The 15,024-nt window shown below is 64.9% G+C and carries 17 protein-coding genes; 6 read left to right on the forward strand and 11 right to left on the reverse strand.

The window, feature by feature from the left end; genetic code table 11:
• Window positions 1-64: 64 nt before the first annotated feature.
• Window positions 65-610: a thioesterase family protein gene (locus J4E58_RS16115; protein ID WP_087088154.1), complete on the reverse strand. Its 546-nt coding sequence runs from the start codon at window positions 608-610 to the stop codon at window positions 65-67.
• A gap of 107 nt (window positions 611-717) precedes the next feature.
• Here J4E58_RS16115 and J4E58_RS16120 point away from each other — a divergent pair, with 107 nt between their 5' ends.
• Window positions 718-1,683: a GlxA family transcriptional regulator gene (locus tag J4E58_RS16120; RefSeq protein ID WP_087088152.1), complete on the forward strand. Its 966-nt coding sequence runs from the start codon at window positions 718-720 to the stop codon at window positions 1,681-1,683.
• 139 nt (window positions 1,684-1,822) lie between these two features.
• Here J4E58_RS16120 and J4E58_RS16125 read toward each other — a convergent pair whose 3' ends face one another.
• A complete protein-coding gene (locus J4E58_RS16125; RefSeq protein ID WP_087088150.1) occupies window positions 1,823-2,752 on the reverse strand; it encodes a LysR family transcriptional regulator in 930 nt (309 codons plus the stop codon).
• Between the two features lie 137 nt (window positions 2,753-2,889).
• On the opposite strand from J4E58_RS16125, the gene J4E58_RS16130 reads away from it, so the two are divergent.
• Together J4E58_RS16130 and J4E58_RS16135 are read left to right on the forward strand one after the other, a co-directional pair.
• Window positions 2,890-3,945, forward strand: coding sequence for a tartrate dehydrogenase (locus tag J4E58_RS16130; protein ID WP_087088148.1), 1,056 nt, complete (start codon window positions 2,890-2,892; stop codon window positions 3,943-3,945).
• 91 nt (window positions 3,946-4,036) lie between these two features.
• A complete protein-coding gene (locus J4E58_RS16135; RefSeq protein ID WP_087088146.1) occupies window positions 4,037-5,377 on the forward strand; it encodes a dicarboxylate/amino acid:cation symporter in 1,341 nt (446 codons plus the stop codon).
• Between the two features lie 14 nt (window positions 5,378-5,391).
• Here the strand turns inward: J4E58_RS16135 and J4E58_RS16140 are convergent, their stop codons facing one another.
• The 6 genes from J4E58_RS16140 to J4E58_RS16165 all read right to left on the reverse strand — a co-directional run bounded on the left by J4E58_RS16140 (window position 5,392) and on the right by J4E58_RS16165 (window position 9,232).
• Window positions 5,392-5,832, reverse strand: coding sequence for an N-acetyltransferase (locus J4E58_RS16140; RefSeq protein ID WP_087088145.1), 441 nt, complete (start codon window positions 5,830-5,832; stop codon window positions 5,392-5,394).
• A 15-nt stretch (window positions 5,833-5,847) separates the two neighbouring features.
• Window positions 5,848-6,246 (reverse strand): hypothetical protein, encoded by a 399-nt coding sequence (locus J4E58_RS16145; RefSeq protein WP_087088143.1) that lies wholly within the window; start codon window positions 6,244-6,246, stop codon window positions 5,848-5,850.
• Between the two features lie 115 nt (window positions 6,247-6,361).
• Window positions 6,362-6,727 (reverse strand): DUF2784 domain-containing protein, encoded by a 366-nt coding sequence (locus tag J4E58_RS16150; protein ID WP_007924961.1) that lies wholly within the window; start codon window positions 6,725-6,727, stop codon window positions 6,362-6,364.
• A gap of 36 nt (window positions 6,728-6,763) precedes the next feature.
• Window positions 6,764-7,483: a phosphatidylcholine synthase gene (pcsA, locus tag J4E58_RS16155; protein WP_087088141.1), complete on the reverse strand. Its 720-nt coding sequence runs from the start codon at window positions 7,481-7,483 to the stop codon at window positions 6,764-6,766.
• A gap of 301 nt (window positions 7,484-7,784) precedes the next feature.
• Complete coding sequence (locus J4E58_RS16160; protein WP_087088139.1) at window positions 7,785-8,381, reverse strand: NADPH-dependent FMN reductase; 597 nt, start codon at window positions 8,379-8,381, stop codon at window positions 7,785-7,787.
• Window positions 8,378-9,232, reverse strand: coding sequence for a sterol desaturase family protein (locus tag J4E58_RS16165; protein WP_087088137.1), 855 nt, complete (start codon window positions 9,230-9,232; stop codon window positions 8,378-8,380). The genes J4E58_RS16160 and J4E58_RS16165 overlap by 4 nt, the downstream gene beginning before the upstream one ends.
• 69 nt (window positions 9,233-9,301) lie before the next feature.
• On the opposite strand from J4E58_RS16165, the gene J4E58_RS16170 reads away from it, so the two are divergent.
• Window positions 9,302-10,261: an AraC family transcriptional regulator ligand-binding domain-containing protein gene (locus J4E58_RS16170; protein WP_087088135.1), complete on the forward strand. Its 960-nt coding sequence runs from the start codon at window positions 9,302-9,304 to the stop codon at window positions 10,259-10,261.
• Between the two features lie 135 nt (window positions 10,262-10,396).
• A complete protein-coding gene (locus J4E58_RS16175; RefSeq protein WP_087088133.1) occupies window positions 10,397-11,638 on the forward strand; it encodes an MFS transporter in 1,242 nt (413 codons plus the stop codon).
• Here J4E58_RS16175 and J4E58_RS16180 read toward each other — a convergent pair.
• Entirely contained in the window at window positions 11,635-12,261 is a 627-nt protein-coding gene (locus J4E58_RS16180) for a TetR/AcrR family transcriptional regulator (RefSeq protein WP_009043262.1), read from the reverse strand. The genes J4E58_RS16175 and J4E58_RS16180 overlap by 4 nt on opposite strands.
• 104 nt (window positions 12,262-12,365) lie before the next feature.
• Here J4E58_RS16180 and J4E58_RS16185 point away from each other — a divergent pair, with 104 nt between their 5' ends.
• Window positions 12,366-12,980, forward strand: a complete 615-nt coding sequence (locus J4E58_RS16185; protein ID WP_087088131.1) for an NAD(P)H-dependent oxidoreductase — start codon at window positions 12,366-12,368, stop codon at window positions 12,978-12,980.
• Window positions 12,981-13,033: 53 nt separating this feature from the next.
• Here J4E58_RS16185 and J4E58_RS16190 read toward each other — a convergent pair whose 3' ends face one another.
• On the reverse strand, window positions 13,034-13,351 hold the full coding sequence (locus tag J4E58_RS16190; protein ID WP_007924983.1) for a DUF2388 domain-containing protein: 318 nt from the start codon (window positions 13,349-13,351) through the stop codon (window positions 13,034-13,036).
• Window positions 13,352-13,519: 168 nt separating this feature from the next.
• Window positions 13,520-14,893: a nucleotide 5'-monophosphate nucleosidase PpnN gene (ppnN, locus tag J4E58_RS16195; RefSeq protein WP_007924984.1), complete on the reverse strand. Its 1,374-nt coding sequence runs from the start codon at window positions 14,891-14,893 to the stop codon at window positions 13,520-13,522.
• Between the last annotated feature and the right edge of the window lie 131 nt (window positions 14,894-15,024).

Consider the following 15,024-nt stretch of genomic DNA (forward strand, 5'->3'; position numbering starts at 1 on the left):
CTGTCGCGCATCAACGCCATTGTCGACTGGGTCGGCAATGGCGTTGTTGTTTCTGCGAACTGCCTTAACGCGCTGGATCTTCCTCGGCGCGCAACTGAACACTCATGTCGTCGCAGCTTTGCGACCAGTCTTGCAGCCACTGTGGCAACTCGGGAGAGGTGTCCACGCCCAGCTCGTGGACGAATTCGCCGGGGGCGATGGTGCCTTTGGCCGAGCGGAACAGCCCGCGCATCACCACCACGCCGATCACCCGGCCTTTGCTCACGAAGCGGTGTTCCATAAAGCTCCATTTCTCGTCCCAGCCGAGGATCCGGCTATGGATCTCGAAGGCTTCGAACAGCTTCAGTTCACGGCGGAATTTGCCCCACACATCGCCAACGATCGGCACGGCCCTGTGGCGCAGGGCCACGCGGTAGGCGCCGCTGCGCAGGACGAAGTCCATGCGCCCGAGGTCGGCCAGGGTGAAGTAGCGGCCATTGGTGACGTGGCGGTTGAGGTCGAGGTCGAGTGGCCAGACGCGCATGCGCACCACGGTAGTGGCCAGGCCTTCGACCGGCTTGCGCCACGGACGACGAAACAGCATGAGCAGCATGCGGAACCAGAGATTCATGAGTACACCGATGATGGAAAAGGATGGCCGCACTTTAGGCAAGGGGGATCGGCTAAGCTAGGTGCGCAAATGACATTTTTCATGCGAAAAGCGCAACGGAATCCACTATGCACGTCACCTTGCTCCTGACCGATCACTGTTCCGCCGCCAGCGCCACCCTGGCCCTGGAAGTGCTGAGCGCCGCCAACCTGTTCGCCGACAGCGCCAGCGCGCCGTTCGAGGTGGTGGTCGCTTCGCTCGATGGCGCCGATGTCAGCGCCTGGGGTGGGCAGGCGCTGCGGGTGCAGCGCTCGGTGGCCGAGATCGCCCAGACCGATCTGGTGCTGATCCCCGGTTTTCTCTTCACCCTGAAGGAGGCCTTGCCGGCATTTGCCAGGCATGGGCCCTGGTTGCGGCAACAGCATGCCCGGGGCGCGGTGCTGGCCTCGATGTGCACCGCCACCTTCCTGCTGGCCGAAGCCGGCCTATTGAAGGGCGCCCGCGCCACCACCCACTGGGCCTTCGCCGAGCTGTTCCGGCGGCGTTATGCCGGGGTCGAGCTGGACGAGGGGCAGCTCCTCTGCGAGGACGATCGCCTGATCACCAGCGGCGGCGCGAGCGCGGCCATGGACCTGCTGCTGCATTTGGTGCGGCGTTTCGCCTCCCTGGAGCTGGCGCAGAAGTGCGGCAAGTACCTGCTGATCGACAAGGTGCGCAGCGAGCAGTCGGTCTATGTCATGTGGTCGCTGCCCAAGAGCCATGGCGATGGCGAGATCCTGCGGGTGCAGGACTGGCTGGAGGAACACTTCGACCAGCCACTGCTGATCGACGACACAGCCCGCCGTTTTGGCTTTGGCGTGAGGAACTTCAAGCGCCGCTTCAAGGAGGCCACCGGCTACACGCCCCTGGCCTATCTGCAGACCCTGCGCCTGGAGAAAGCCAAGGAGCTGCTGGAGTCCACGCGCATGACCCTGGACAGCATCACCTACAAAGTGGGCTACGAAGACAGCAACTCGTTTCGCCGGCTGTTCCAGCAACGGGTCGGCCTGCTGCCGGCGGCGTATCGCAAGAAGTTCCAGGCCGGTGCGAGTTGATTCGCAGGCGAGTGCCGAAGCTTGCGCAAGCTTCCGCTTCTGTAGGAGCGCAGCTTGCGCGCGAAGAACGCTAACACAGTGGGGCAGGCTTTCGGCGTCGCGGCCATCGCGGGTACGTCGGAGCGCCACCCGCTCGCTCCTACGACAGGGGGGGCGGCGACCCCGGCTCGTCGAGGTTGTCGATGTGCTTGAAGCGCTCCACCAGGAAGTCGATCAGGCTGCGCACCCGCGCCGACAAGTGCAGCTGTTGCGGGTAGACCGCGTAGACGTCGGCGCGGGTCGGCGTCTGGTCCTCCAGCACCAGGCGCAGGCGGCCGCTGCGCACGTAACGGGCGATGTCCCATTCGGCCCGCAGCAGGATGCCGTAACCTTCCAGGGCCCAGTTCAGGGCCACCTCGCCGTCGTTGCAGCCCAGGGCGCCGCGGACCTTGATGTTCTGCGTGCGCCCGCCGTTGGTGAAGCTCCACACCCCGTAGGGCGTCTCGTTCTGGCGTAGGAAGATGCAGTTGTGCTGCTGCAGGTCCGCCAGGCGTTGCGGCACGCCATGCTTTTGCAGGTACAGCGGCGAGGCGCATAACAGGCGGCGGTTGGAGGCGATCTTGCGCGCATGGAAAGCCGCGTCCGGCAGGCTGCCGAAACGGATGCCCAGGTCGAAGCCGTGGGTCGCCAGGTCCAGCGGGTGGTCGCTGATTTCCAGCTGGATTTCCACCTCGGGGTAGCGCGCGAAGAACGCGGCCAGGGCCGGGCCGATGTAACGCCGGCCGAACCCCAGGGAGGCATTGACCCGGATCAGGCCCTTGGGTGTCGCCCGGCTGCTGCCGAGCAGCTGCTCGACCTCGTCGATCTGGGTCAGGATGCGCGCCGCGTGGGAGAAATACAGCTCACCTTCAGTGGTCAGGCTCATGGAGCGGGTGGTGCGGTTGACCAGGCGGATGCCCAGCCGGGCTTCCAGCGCGGACAGGCGCTTGCTCACCGCCGGCGGGGTGACGCCCAGCTCCCGGGCGGTGGCGGCGAGGCTGCCCTTGTTCGCCAGCAGGTAGAAAAACGACAGGTCGAGGCTCGGGTTCATTGGTAACTCAAAGTTATGTATGTAGTGATTTTGAGTAACTCATGGGGCTTTTCTCACTACATATACTCCGCCCACACCCTGTCTGGACAGCCTTGTCCGACAGGCACAACAAGAAGGTAACGAGAAAGGGGTGGACCATGAGTGCATACACAATTGCCGCGATCCCGGGTGATGGCATCGGTGTGGAAGTGATCGCCGCGGGCGTCGAGGTGTTGCAGGCGCTGGCGAAGAAGTCGGCCTTCCAGCTGGACTTCAAACACTTCGACTGGAACTCCGACAACTACCTGAAAAACGGCTACTACATTCCCGAAGGCGGCCTGGCGGAACTGAAGACCTTCGACGCCATCTTCTTCGGCGCGGTCGGCGCCCTCAACGTGCCGGACCATATTTCCCTGTGGGGCCTGCGCCTGCCGATCTGCCAGGGTTTCGACCAGTACGCCAATGTGCGTCCGGCGCGGGTGCTGCCTGGGGTGAAAAGCCCGTTGCACAACGGCGAGCAGATCGATTGGGTGGTGGTGCGGGAAAACTCCGAGGGCGAGTACTCCGGCAATGGCGGCCGGGTGCACCGCGGCTTGCCCGAAGAGGTGGCGACCGAGGTTTCGGTGTTCACCCGGGCCGGGGTCGAGCGCATTCACCGTTTTGCCTTCGAGCTGGCGCAAAGCCGTCCGCGCAAGCACCTGACCCTGGTCACCAAGTCCAACGCCCAGCGCCATGGCATGGTGCTGTGGGATGAAATCTTCTATGAGGTCGCCCGGGACTTCCCGGACGTCAGGGTCGACAAGGAACTGGTGGACGCGGTGACCACACGCATGGTGCTGAAACCGGCGACCCTGGACGTGATAGTCGCCACCAACCTGCATGCCGACATCCTCTCCGACCTGGCCGCGGCGCTGTCCGGCAGCCTGGGCATCGCCCCGACCGCCAACCTCAACCCTGCGCGGCGTTTTCCCTCGATGTTCGAGCCGATCCACGGCTCGGCCTTCGACATCACCGGCAAGGGCGTGGCCAACCCGATCGCGACCTTCTGGACGGCGGCGATGATGCTCGAACACCTGGGTGAAGCAGCCGCGGCCAAGCAACTGATGTCGGCCATCGAGGCGGTGACCGAGAGCGGCCTGCACACGCCTGACCTGGGCGGCACGGCCAGCACCCGGCAGATCACCGACGCGGTGCTCGCCCTGATCAATCGCTGATTCACAGTCGTACTGCGGCACAACGCCAGGGGGCGGGTCGCGATCCGCGACCCTGGCATTTCCTGACAACAATAAGAATCAGGGCCCTGTGATGAAAAGAATACTTGGCAAACTCTATGTGCAAGTCCTTATCGCCGTGATGCTCGGCGCCCTGGTCGGGGTGCTGGTACCGGAAACCGGCGCCGCGCTGAAACCCTTGGGCGACGCCTTTATCAAGTTGATCAAGATGCTCCTGGCGCCGGTGATCTTCCTCACCGTGGTCACCGGCATCGCCCGCATGGAAAGCATGAAGGAGCTGGGCCGGGTCGGCTTTCGCGCGCTGATCTATTTCGAGGTGGTCTCCACCCTGGCGCTGGTGGTGGGGCTGGTGGTGGTGGACGTGTTCAAGCCCGGCGCCGGCATGAACATCGATGTCGCCAGCCTCGATACGTCCAGCCTGGGCACCTACACCAGCGCCGCCAGGCACGCCTCGTTCATGGACTTCGTGCTCAACATCATTCCCGACACCATCGTCGATGCGTTCGCCAAGGGCAACGTCCTGCAGATCCTGCTGTTTTCCATCCTGCTGGGCATTGCCCTGGCCCAGGTCGGACCTCGGGGCAAGTTCTTCGTCGATGCCCTGGATAGCCTGATGCAGGGCATGTTCCGCATCGTCAACATGGTCATGCGCCTGGCCCCCATCGGCGCGTTCGGTGCCATTGCCTTCACCATCGGCAAATACGGTTTCGGCTCGCTGTTTTCCCTCGGCAAGCTGATGGCCTGCGTCTACCTGACCTGCGTGCTGTTCGTGATCTTCGTGCTGGGGCCGATCTGCCGCTACAGCGGTTTCAGCCTGTGGAAGTTCCTGCGTTTCATCAAGGAGGAGCTGTTCACCGTGCTCGGCACCAGCTCCTCGGAGTCGGTGCTGCCGCAGATGATTTCCAAGATGGAAAAGGCCGGTGTGTCCAAGCCGGTGGCCGGGATGATCATTCCCTCGGGCCTGACCTTCAACCCGGACGGGCAGGCGATCTACTACACCATCGCCGCCATCTTCATCGCCCAGGCGACCAACACGCCGCTGACCCTCACCGATCAGTTGATCGTGCTGGCGGTGCTGATGTTCACCTCCAAGGGCTCGGCGGGGGTCACAGGTTCGGGGTTCATCATTCTGGCGGCGACCCTGGCGTCGCTGGGCACCATTCCGGTGGCGGGCATGGTCCTGCTGTTGGGCGTCGACCGCTTCATGTCGGAAGCGCGGGCGATCACCAACACCATCGGCAACGGGGTCGGCACCCTGGCCATCGCCAAATGGGTGGGGGCACTGGACACGGCGAAGATGCACAAGGCGTTCAATGGCGAAGTGCAAGAGGCGCAGCCGGCGCCTGACAGCACGCCGCCGGCGAAAGGGGCTGGCACCTTGCTGCCCGGCCTGGAGAAGGCCTCTCGGGCCTAGGCAGCCCTGGTCGCCTACAAGGCCTTGCTCATGAAGATCCGGCTGCTGCCCGCGGGTTCGCAAGGGATCTCGCCGAAGCGTTGCCAGCCGTGTTTTTCGTAGAATGACGGCGCCTGGAAGCTCAGGGTGTAGAGCACGGCCGAGCGGCAGCCGCGGCGCCGGCCTTCGTCTTCGCAGGCTTGCAGCAGCCGGGCGCCGAGGCCCGAGCCGCGCAGGCTGTCGGGCAGGTAGAACAGGTCGATGAACAACAGGCCCAGGGAGGTGCGGCCGCTGATGCCGCCCAGGACCTGGCCGGTCTCCGGGTCCTTGAGTTCCACGGCCAGCGGCTGGCGATCGTTGTAGCCGGTCATCTGCTCGTTGAAGTCGGCGAGGCCTTGGCCGAGCAGGGTTTCGAAGGTGCTGTCGATGGTGTCGCTGATAACGATCAAGGGGCTGGCCGTGACGGCGGGTTTCATAGGGAGCATTCCAGTTCAGGCGTCGCGCAACAGGTCGTGGGCGTCGAGCAGACGGTAGGCGATTTCCGGGTTCTTCTCCAGGCCGCGGCGGATCGCGGCGGGAATCGACTGGCGGGTCTTGCGACACAGGCCCGGCAGCTCGTCGAGCTGGATGGCGATGCCGCGCATGCTGCGCACTTCGTTGAAGCTGGGGGCGATCTGCACGCGGATGCCCAGCAGTTCGTACATCCGCCGCTGCATGTGTTCGAGGTCGCTCAGGCTTTGCAGGTTCTCCAGCCGCTCGAGCAGGCGCTTTTCCTCCTGGCGGGTCAGGCCGAGGATGCGCAGGTCGGTGCCAGGGGTTTGCAGCAGGCGCTCGCGATCGCAGTTGCAGGCACCGGGCGGGCAAGGCTGGCGGATCTGGAAATCGGGCATCTATGGACTCCACTCGAAGCGATCGCGGATCGCCGTTGCCCACGGGGTTGCCTGGAAATATACACAGACGGGGCAGGCTGTGGCGCGGCAATCGACGACCATGCCGGCGATTTTTTCAAGGCTGCCGGCGCCGCCACAACAGCCGCCCGTAGACCAGGGCGTTGATCAGCAGCACCAGCGCGCCGAGGCCCAGCTGGATCTGCGGCGTCAGCCCGGCCGGGTAGATCAGCGGGATCAGGTAGTGTTCGATGAAACCGTCGCCATACCCCTGCTGGCCGGCACCGTGGCGCAGGCGGTTTTCCCATTCGGTCAGCGGGCAGGGCAGGTGGAAGACTTCGACCGCCACGCCCCAGGTCGCGGCGGGCAGGTGCAGCCAGGCCAGACGCGGCCACTTGAGCACCAGCAGGCCGCCGAAGAGTACGAACAGGATAAAGGTCAGGTGCAGCGATACCAGGGCGTCAGCGGCGAAGCGGTAGAGCATGTCGAGTCTCGTTGCGGTCAGGGGTACAGCAGGGGGTCAGGTCCGCGCGCGGTCGAACCAGCCCAGCGCGGTGCGCCAGATGCAGATGCCCAGGAAGTACGCCGACATGGCCAGCCACAAGCCCATCACCCACGGGCCATTGTAGGGATGGTTGATCACCAGCGATAGGCTGCACAGCAGCCAGATGGCAGTCACCGCGATATTCACCGGCATGAAGCGGCGCACGCGGAAGGGGTGGAGGAATTTCATCCGGGTCAGGGTCAACAGCGCCAGGACCACGATGCTCGACAGGCTCAGCCAGGGTGTCGGGGTAAGGATGTACAGCGCCAGCGCCACCACGTTCCAGGCCGCGGGGAAACCGACGAAATAGTTGTCCTTGCTCTTCATGTTGACGTTGCAGAAGCAGAACAGTGACGACACCAGGATCACCGAGGTCGCCAGCAGCGCGCTGTAGTCCGGCAGCGGGATGTAGCGATAGATGAACAGCGCCGGGATGAACACATAGGTCAGGTAGTCGATCACCAGGTCCAGCACCGAGCCGTCGAAATGCGGCAGCACCGACTGCACATTGACCTTGCGCGCCAGCGAGCCATCGACCCCATCGACGATCAGCGCCACGCCCAGCCACAACAGGCAGGCCTTGGGCTGGTTGTCGAACAGCGCCAGGGTGGCGAGAAAGGCCGTGACCACGCCGGTCGCGGTGAAACCATGGGCGCCCCAGGCTTTGAGACTGGCGATGTGTCGGGTCGTTATCACGGGCGTTCTCCAGGAAATGAAACCAGCCATACGACGCCCCATTGGAAGAAACGGGGGCTGATCGCCAAACCTGGCCAGATTGCATCTATCGACCGGGCAGGCGGCGATAAGGTTCACCCTTGCCCGTGTCTTTGTCAGGCCGCTCATGGACTTGCCCGCGTGCAGCAGGGCGCCAAGCCCGTGGCGGCTTATAAGACTGTAGCCACAGTTGGCCGGGACGAGCCTTGGCGAAAGCGAATTCCTTCCCGGCGCCGGGGAGGCAGGGTGCCTCGCCGGAGCGGTCACTTCCTGTATTGCGTGGCTACATTCCGTTGGCGAAGGGCACGGCGCGGATATCGATGCGCGAGCGCAGGTGCTTCAGCGCGCCGGCGTATTCGGCCAGGACTTCCAGGCTCCAGTCGGCGCGGGCACGCAGGTGGCGTTCTTCAGGCGTGGGCTCGGAATGCGCATTGAATACGCCTTCCACCTGGCGAACGATCAGCTGTTCCGGCAGGTAGCAGATCCGGCAGTTCTTGTAGCTGGAGGCCCGCAGCTCGGCGAGCGGGTAGGCGCCACCGAGGCCGGCCGAGACCCCGACCAGCAACGCCGGCTTATGCCCCAGCTCGGTGTGGCCGGCATACACGAAGAAGTTCTTGATGGCCGGGCAGGCCATGCCGTTCCACTCCGGCGTCACCACCACCAGCGCGTCGGCCTGCAGCAAGCTGGCCGAGTACTGGCTCCAGGCGCTGTTCGAGTCCGGGCTTGGCCAGAGCGGCAAGGGCGAGCGCCCGAGGTCAAGCAACGTGACCTGCTCGCAGAGTTTCAGCTGTTGCAGGCGTTGGCCCAGGTAATGGGCGACCTTGGCCGACTGGCTGCCGACTTGGCTGGAGCCGGCGAGCAGCGCGATATGCAGGCTCATTGCACCACCTCCTGCTTGGCTTCGGGACGCGCTGCGGGTTTGGGCGAACGCACCAGCGGCCAGAACAGTTCCTGCTGCCAGCTGATGGGGCGCAAGTCTTCGATGCCATAGGCGATGGGCCGGCGGCGAGTGATTTTCGCGGTGCCGAACAGCACGTCCCAGAAGAACAGCAGATTGCCGAAATTGCCTTTGTAATGGGTCACCCCGTCCTTGGCGTTCAGGCCGTGGTGGGCGGAGTGGGTGGAAGGGGTCGAGATGGTCCGCTCCAGCAGCCACATCAGCGGGCGCAGGGCCGGGATGCGATAGAGCCTGTCGTCCCAGGCGACGCTGCTGTGGGCGGCGAAGATCACCGTCATCTTGACGATCAGGTAGCCGTAGTAGACCGGCGCCAGGCCCAGGTAGATGAGCGCGCCGGAGAGCCAGATGCCCGGCATCAGCAGGTAATAGAAGCTGTTGTTGCGGTAGACGATGCGGATGCTCATGTACGGCGCCGAATGGTGCGCGCGGTGCAGCGCGTAGAGGAACGGCAGGCGGTGGGTCAGGCGATGCCACCAGTACTGGGTCATGTCATCGAGCAACAGGAACAGGGCCGCGCCCGCCATCCAGTGCAGGTCGCCCAGGCTGTTCTTCAGGGACGGCGCGAAGGTGTCGAGCAGCAGGGTGCTGAGGAACATCACCAGGGGGAAGGTGAGGCCCAGCAACAGCGAGGAACCGATGATCTCGATCAGCACATCGCGGCGCTGGCCCTTGGGCTGGCGAAAGCAGGTACAGGCGATTTCCAGGAGGATGAAACCGAGGAAAATCCCGGCCACGACCAGGATTGGATTGTTGGCGAGCATTGTTGTATTCATGGCAATCTCGAGTCAGGCCCGACATGGGCATTGCCCGAACAATAAGAAACCAAGAGCCGCCCGGACCCTATGCGCGAACTGGACAAAAACACTGGCGAAGAGGCCAATCAACCGGTCCGCCGTTTTCACCGGGGCCAGCTCGGCCGGGTGCTGGAACGGGTGCTGCAGCGCCAGACCCGCGGCGACCGCCAGGATTACAACCTGCTGGAACTGGAACAGTTGTGGCGCCTGGCGGCGGAGCGCGACCCGGCCATCGGCCTGCACCTGTTCGGCGAGTTCACCCCCCAGGACCTGCACGTACTGGCCTACATCTGCCTGTACTGCCCGGACGTGCGCGGTGCCATGCAATGCTGGGCCGACTACGCCGCGCTGGCCTCGGACATGGACAGCCTGAAGCTGGTCAGCGACGGCGATCTGCTCGGCGTCGAACTGTGCATCGACGCGCCCGCCGGGCTGACCCGCTACGTGGTGGAGCATTACTGCGTCATGGCCCTGACCCAGATGCGGCAAAGCACCGGGCAACCCGTGCAACCGGTACGCGCCTGCTTCAGCCATCCGCGCCCGGCGTACCACGCGCAATACCGCCAGTGGTTCGGCGACAACCTCGAATTCGACTGCCTGCACAACTGCCTGTACTACGACCAGGCCACCCTGCGCCTGCCGCTGCTGACGCGTCACGCCGGTATGCAGGAGTTGTTGCGCAGCGAGCTGGACCGCCGCCTGGCCCAGCGCCTGCAACTGGCCGGCTGGACCGGCAAGGTCGCGGCCAGCATGCGCGACAGCCTGGCCCGTGGCGTGGTGCCGAGCCTGGAGAACCAGGCCGAGGCGCTGTACCAGAGCCCGCGCACCTTGCGTCGGCGCCTGGAGGAGCAGGGCATGACCTTTCGCCAGTTGCTCGATCAAGTCCGCGCCGAGCTGGAGCAACAGCTGGAGTTTCTCGGCGAGAGCCGCGTCCAGGTGGCGGCCCAGCTGGGTTACGGTGATCTCGCGGCGTACCTGCATGCGCGCAAGCGCTGGAAGCGCGACTGAATCCATCAGGCTCGCGGCATCACCGCAGGCGTTGCGCGAATTCCTTGTAGGAATCCACCGCATAAAAAACATGAATTTTATTTATCGAATTCGAGCCTGTAGCGTGGCCCCGTCCCTGACCGATGGAGCGCTCCAATGTCCACCCCGCAGCCGTTGTCTCCCGCCGAACGCTACTGGCAGCGTAACCTCGCGGTGTGCGCCCTGGGGGCGTTCACCACCATTGTCGCGATGACCCTGCTGCTGCCGTTCCTGCCGTTGTACGTCGAGCAACTGGGGGTCAGCGACCCGGCGGCCATCGTCCAGTGGTCCGGCGTGGCGTTTGGCGCGACCTTCCTGTCGGCGGCGATCACCGCGCCCTTGTGGGGCCGCCTGGGTGACCGCTATGGGCGCAAGCTGATGCTGATCCGCGCTAGCCTCGGCATGGCCGTGGCCATGTCGCTGATCGGCCTGGCGGAGAACGTCTGGCAGTTGGTGCTGTTGCGCCTGCTGGCGGGCTTGTTGGGTGGCTATGCCTCGGGGGCGACCATCCTGGTCGCCACGCAAACCCCCAAGGCGCGCTCCGGCTGGGCCCTGGGCGTGCTGTCTTCGGGGATCATGGCCGGCAGCCTGGCCGGGCCATTGGTGGGTGGTCTGCTGCCGCCGCTGATCGGCATCCGCAACACCTTCTTCATCGCCGGGGCGGTGATCTTCGTGACCTTCCTGGCCACCACCTTCCTGTTGCAGGAGGCTCCGCGCGAACCGCGCCCTGCCACGCAAAAGGGCCAGGCGCCGGACAACTCCTGGGCGTCGGTGAAGGACAAGAGGCCGGTGCTGAGCATGTTCGCGGTGGCCTGTTTGCTGATGTTCGCGACCATGTCCATCGAGCCGATCATCACCGTGTACCTGCAGGAACTGAGGGCGGAAAAGGTCACCCTGATGGCGGGGCTGGTGATGTCCGCCGCGGCCCTGGGCAGCATCATTTCCGCGTCGCAGCTGGGTAAGCTGGCCGACCGTATCGGCCACTGGCGGGTGCTCACTGTGTGCCTCGCCGCCGCGGCACTGCTGCTGATTCCCCAGGCGCTGGTCAGCGCGCCCTGGCAACTGGTGCTGCTGCGCTTTCTCATGGGCCTGGCCCTGGGCGGCCTGTTGCCCTGCATCTCCAGCATCATTCGCCATTCGGTGCCGGAAAACATCGCCGGGCGGATGCTCGGCTACTCGACCTCCAGCCAGTACGTCGGGCAGGTGCTCGGCCCCCTGGCCGGGGGCTTTCTCGGCGGGCACTTCGGCATGCGCACGGTGTTTGTCGGCACCTGCGGCGTCATGGCCCTGTGCGCTCTTGTCACCTGGTGGTTCGGCTCGATGAAACCTGCCGTGGCGGTGGCAGGCGAAGCCGGTTAGACCGGGCCGGCGCCACGCCGCGCACTGCGCTCGACCATGGCGACGATGCTGTCGAACAGTTCGTCGCGGGCCTGCTCACGGCTGATTTCTCCGGTGGCCGCGGCATGGGACAGCGCCTCGGCCGCCCCGAGCATCGCCCGCAGGCCAGCCGTGGCTATGGTCCCGGGCGCCGCGAAGGGGGCGAGGGCGGCGCGGCATTTTTCCAGGAAGATCAGCTCGTACTCCTCCTTGATCCGCGCCAGTTCCGGCGAACTGGCCAGCGCGGCGATCACCCCCGGGATCTCGCGGCCTTGGGTCAACACACAATCGACGTAAGAGCCGGCGATGACCGCCGCGCGGCTGGCCAGGGTCGCTTCGCTGCGGTCCAGGGCGGCGTCCATCAGCAATGTCTGGCGGGCATCGAAGTCCTGGTACAGCGCCGCCAGCAATCCTGCGCGGGTGACGAAATGGTCATAGACCACCGGCTTGGTCACCCCGGCCTGTTCGGCGAGGCGGCCCAGGGTCAGGGCTTCGGTGCCTTCCGCGCCGATCAATTGCCAGGCCACTTCCAGCAACTGTTGCAGGCGCTCTTCGCGGGACAGGCGGCGACGGGGGGGTGAAGCCTCGGAGGGGGTGCTTGACATGCTTATATACCAAAAGTAACTTGCCGTTCGTAACTTACCAAAAGTATATAGGGCCTGGTTGCCGCCCTCAATCCAATTTGCCTCTATCGGCAGGAGTCTTCGCCATGCATGCGCTTATCGTTGTCGCCCACCATGATCCCCGCTCCCTCAGCCACAGCCTGGCGGCCCAGGTCGCCGAGGGGCTTGGGCCGTCCCACTCGTTCGAGATCGCCGACCTGTTCGCCGAGGCGTTCGATCCACGCTTCAACGTCGCCGACCACGCGGTCCATCGCCGGCAGGAACAGCCACCGGCCGACGTGCTGGCCGAGCAGGCGCGCATCGACCGCGCCGATGCGCTGGTGCTGGTCTATCCGGTGTACTGGTGGTCGATGCCGGCGCTGCTCAAGGGCTGGATCGACCGGGTGTTCGCCAACGGCTGGGCATTCGATTTCAACCTCGAAGCCAATCGCTTTGAGAAGAAACTCGGGCATCTGCGGGTGCATCTGCTCGGCGTCGGTGGGGCCGATGCCGGCACCTACGGGCGCCACGGCTACGAGGCGGCGATGAAGACCCAGATCGACCATGGGATCTTCGACTACTGCGGGGCGCGGGTGCTGACCTCGGAGCTGCTGCTGGAATCGGAAAGCCAGGATCCGGCGCTGCATCTGCACACGGCCCGGGTCATCGGTCGCGATCTGTTCAGTCGCGCCAGCGCCGCCGCGGCGGTTCAGGCGGGATGAGGGGATAAGGCTCCGCGACGTCCCGGTCGCGGAGCGCAGGACGGCTTCGGCCGTCAGTGCCCGGCGGGCTGCGCCTGTTGAGTGAGGATGGCCCTGGCCAGTTCTTCATCGCTGGCATTGAGGCCTGGGTTTTCCTGGCGGATTTTCTGCAGCACCGACTCCAGGTAGACGCCACGGATGGCGCCACCGCTGGCGACGAAGCTGGAGGCGTCGTCTCGGGCGGGAATCACCATCTTGTCGTCCTTGAAGGTCGAGTACAGCGAGGCGGAAACCCCTGCGGAGGTGGCGACATCACCCGCATCGACACGGGCCATGGCTGAACCTGCGGGCAGACAGAGCAACAACGAAGAAACGAGTAATAGGCGGCGCATGAGGGCGTCCTCCGACAGCGTGAAGCGAAAAGGAAGTACTACACAATCTAGGATGCGCGGCACTGCCCGGGAGTTCCCTGGGCGCTCGCGGTGGCCGCTGGCCGGGCGTTTTCTGTGGGGCAGCCAGCAGCCCCCGGCATTGCACCGGGGGCTGTGATCACTGGGCTGTCAGCTCACGACCCGGTAGCACGGCACATAGGCCGCGCCGCCCGGCAGTTTCATCCGGTGCTGCTGGACGAAGGATTTGAGCAGGTGATCCAGCGGCTGCATGATCGCGGTGTCGCCGTGGATTTCGTACGGGCCGTGCTTCTCGATCAGGCGGATGCCCTTGTCCTTGACGTTGCCGGCGACGATGCCGGAGAACGCGCGACGCAGGTTGGCCGCCAGCTCGTGGGACGGCAGTGCACGGTCCAGTTGCAGGCTGGCCATATTGGCGTGGGTCGGGTCGAACGGACGCTGGAAGCCTTCGTCGATTTTCAGCAGCCAGTTGAAGTGGAAGGCGTCGTTGCGTTCGCGGCGGAACTGCTTGACCTCCTTGAGCCCCTCGGTCATCTGCCGGGCGACCTCGGCCGGGTCGTCGATGATGATCTGGTACAGGCTGTGGGCCGCATCGCCCAGGGTCGCGCCGACGAAGGCGTGCAGTTGCTCCAGGTAGGGCGCGGCGCTTTTCGGCCCGGTGAGGATCACCGGGAACGGCAGCTCGCGGTTGTCCGGGTGCATGAGGATACCCAGCAGGTACAGGAACTCCTCGGCGGTCCCTGCGCCGCCCGGGAAGATGATGATGCCGTGGCCGACGCGGACGAAGGCTTCCAGGCGCTTCTCGATGTCCGGCAGGATTACCAGTTCGTTGACGATCGGATTCGGCGCCTCGGCGGCGATGATGCCCGGCTCGGTGAGTCCCAGGTAACGGCTGCCGCTCATGCGCTGCTTGGCATGGGCGATGGTCGCGCCCTTCATCGGGCCTTTCATCACGCCCGGGCCGCAGCCGGTGCAGACATCCAGTTTGCGCAGGCCCAGCTCATGGCCGACCTTCTTGGTGTACTGGTATTCCTCGGTGCTGATCGAGTGGCCGCCCCAGCACACCACCATCTTCGGTTCCACGCCCGGGCGCAGGGTGCGGGCGTTGCGCAGCAGGTGGAAGACGTAGTCGGTGATGCCCTGGGAGCTCTCCAGGTCGATGCGCTGGCTGGCCAGTTCGCTTTCGGTGTAGACGATGTCGCGCAGGGCGCTGAACAGCATTTCCCGGGTGCTGGCGATCATCTCGCCATCGACGAAGGCATCGGCCGGGGCGTTCAGCAGTTCCAGGCGCACGCCGCGGTCCTGCTGGTGGATGCGGACTTCGAAATCCTTGTAGGCGTCGAGGATGGTCTTGGCGTTATCGACATGGGCGCCGGTGTTGAGGATGGCCAGGGCGCACTGGCGGAACAGGGCATAGATGCTGCCGGAACCGGCTTCGCTGAGTTGTTGCACTTCACGTTGGGACAAAGTCTCCAGGCTGCCTTTGGGGCTGACCGAAGCGTTGATGACGTGTCTTGAATGCATTCTGGATTCCTTGAAAGCGAGACCACCGGCCCCTGCGGGCCCATGGCTTAAGAATAGTGAGCGGCGGGCGGGACGCCGGGAAAAACATTCTCCCGGGCTTCACCACGCGAAGGCAAACGGGGCCACTGGAA

The sequence above is a fragment of the Pseudomonas sp. FW305-25 genome (assembly GCF_017351415.1).
GTDB lineage: Bacteria > Pseudomonadota > Gammaproteobacteria > Pseudomonadales > Pseudomonadaceae > Aquipseudomonas > Aquipseudomonas chlororaphis.

Coding starts and splice junctions, on each gene's coding strand:
- J4E58_RS16115 (WP_087088154.1), bottom strand. CDS start 610: ATGAATCTCTGGTTCCGCATGCTGCTCATGCTGTTTCGTCGTCCGTGG.
- J4E58_RS16120 (WP_087088152.1), top strand. CDS start 718: ATGCACGTCACCTTGCTCCTGACCGATCACTGTTCCGCCGCCAGCGCC.
- J4E58_RS16125 (WP_087088150.1), bottom strand. CDS start 2,752: ATGAACCCGAGCCTCGACCTGTCGTTTTTCTACCTGCTGGCGAACAAG.
- J4E58_RS16130 (WP_087088148.1), top strand. CDS start 2,890: ATGAGTGCATACACAATTGCCGCGATCCCGGGTGATGGCATCGGTGTG.
- J4E58_RS16135 (WP_087088146.1), top strand. CDS start 4,037: ATGAAAAGAATACTTGGCAAACTCTATGTGCAAGTCCTTATCGCCGTG.
- J4E58_RS16140 (WP_087088145.1), bottom strand. CDS start 5,832: ATGAAACCCGCCGTCACGGCCAGCCCCTTGATCGTTATCAGCGACACC.
- J4E58_RS16145 (WP_087088143.1), bottom strand. CDS start 6,246: ATGCCCGATTTCCAGATCCGCCAGCCTTGCCCGCCCGGTGCCTGCAAC.
- J4E58_RS16150 (WP_007924961.1), bottom strand. CDS start 6,727: ATGCTCTACCGCTTCGCCGCTGACGCCCTGGTATCGCTGCACCTGACC.
- J4E58_RS16160 (WP_087088139.1), bottom strand. CDS start 8,381: ATGAGCCTGCATATCGCGCTGCTCGCCGGCTCCAGCCAAGTCGGCAGC.
- J4E58_RS16165 (WP_087088137.1), bottom strand. CDS start 9,232: ATGAATACAACAATGCTCGCCAACAATCCAATCCTGGTCGTGGCCGGG.
- J4E58_RS16170 (WP_087088135.1), top strand. CDS start 9,302: ATGCGCGAACTGGACAAAAACACTGGCGAAGAGGCCAATCAACCGGTC.
- J4E58_RS16175 (WP_087088133.1), top strand. CDS start 10,397: ATGTCCACCCCGCAGCCGTTGTCTCCCGCCGAACGCTACTGGCAGCGT.
- J4E58_RS16180 (WP_009043262.1), bottom strand. CDS start 12,261: ATGTCAAGCACCCCCTCCGAGGCTTCACCCCCCCGTCGCCGCCTGTCC.
- J4E58_RS16185 (WP_087088131.1), top strand. CDS start 12,366: ATGCATGCGCTTATCGTTGTCGCCCACCATGATCCCCGCTCCCTCAGC.
- J4E58_RS16190 (WP_007924983.1), bottom strand. CDS start 13,351: ATGCGCCGCCTATTACTCGTTTCTTCGTTGTTGCTCTGTCTGCCCGCA.
- ppnN (WP_007924984.1), bottom strand. CDS start 14,893: ATGCATTCAAGACACGTCATCAACGCTTCGGTCAGCCCCAAAGGCAGC.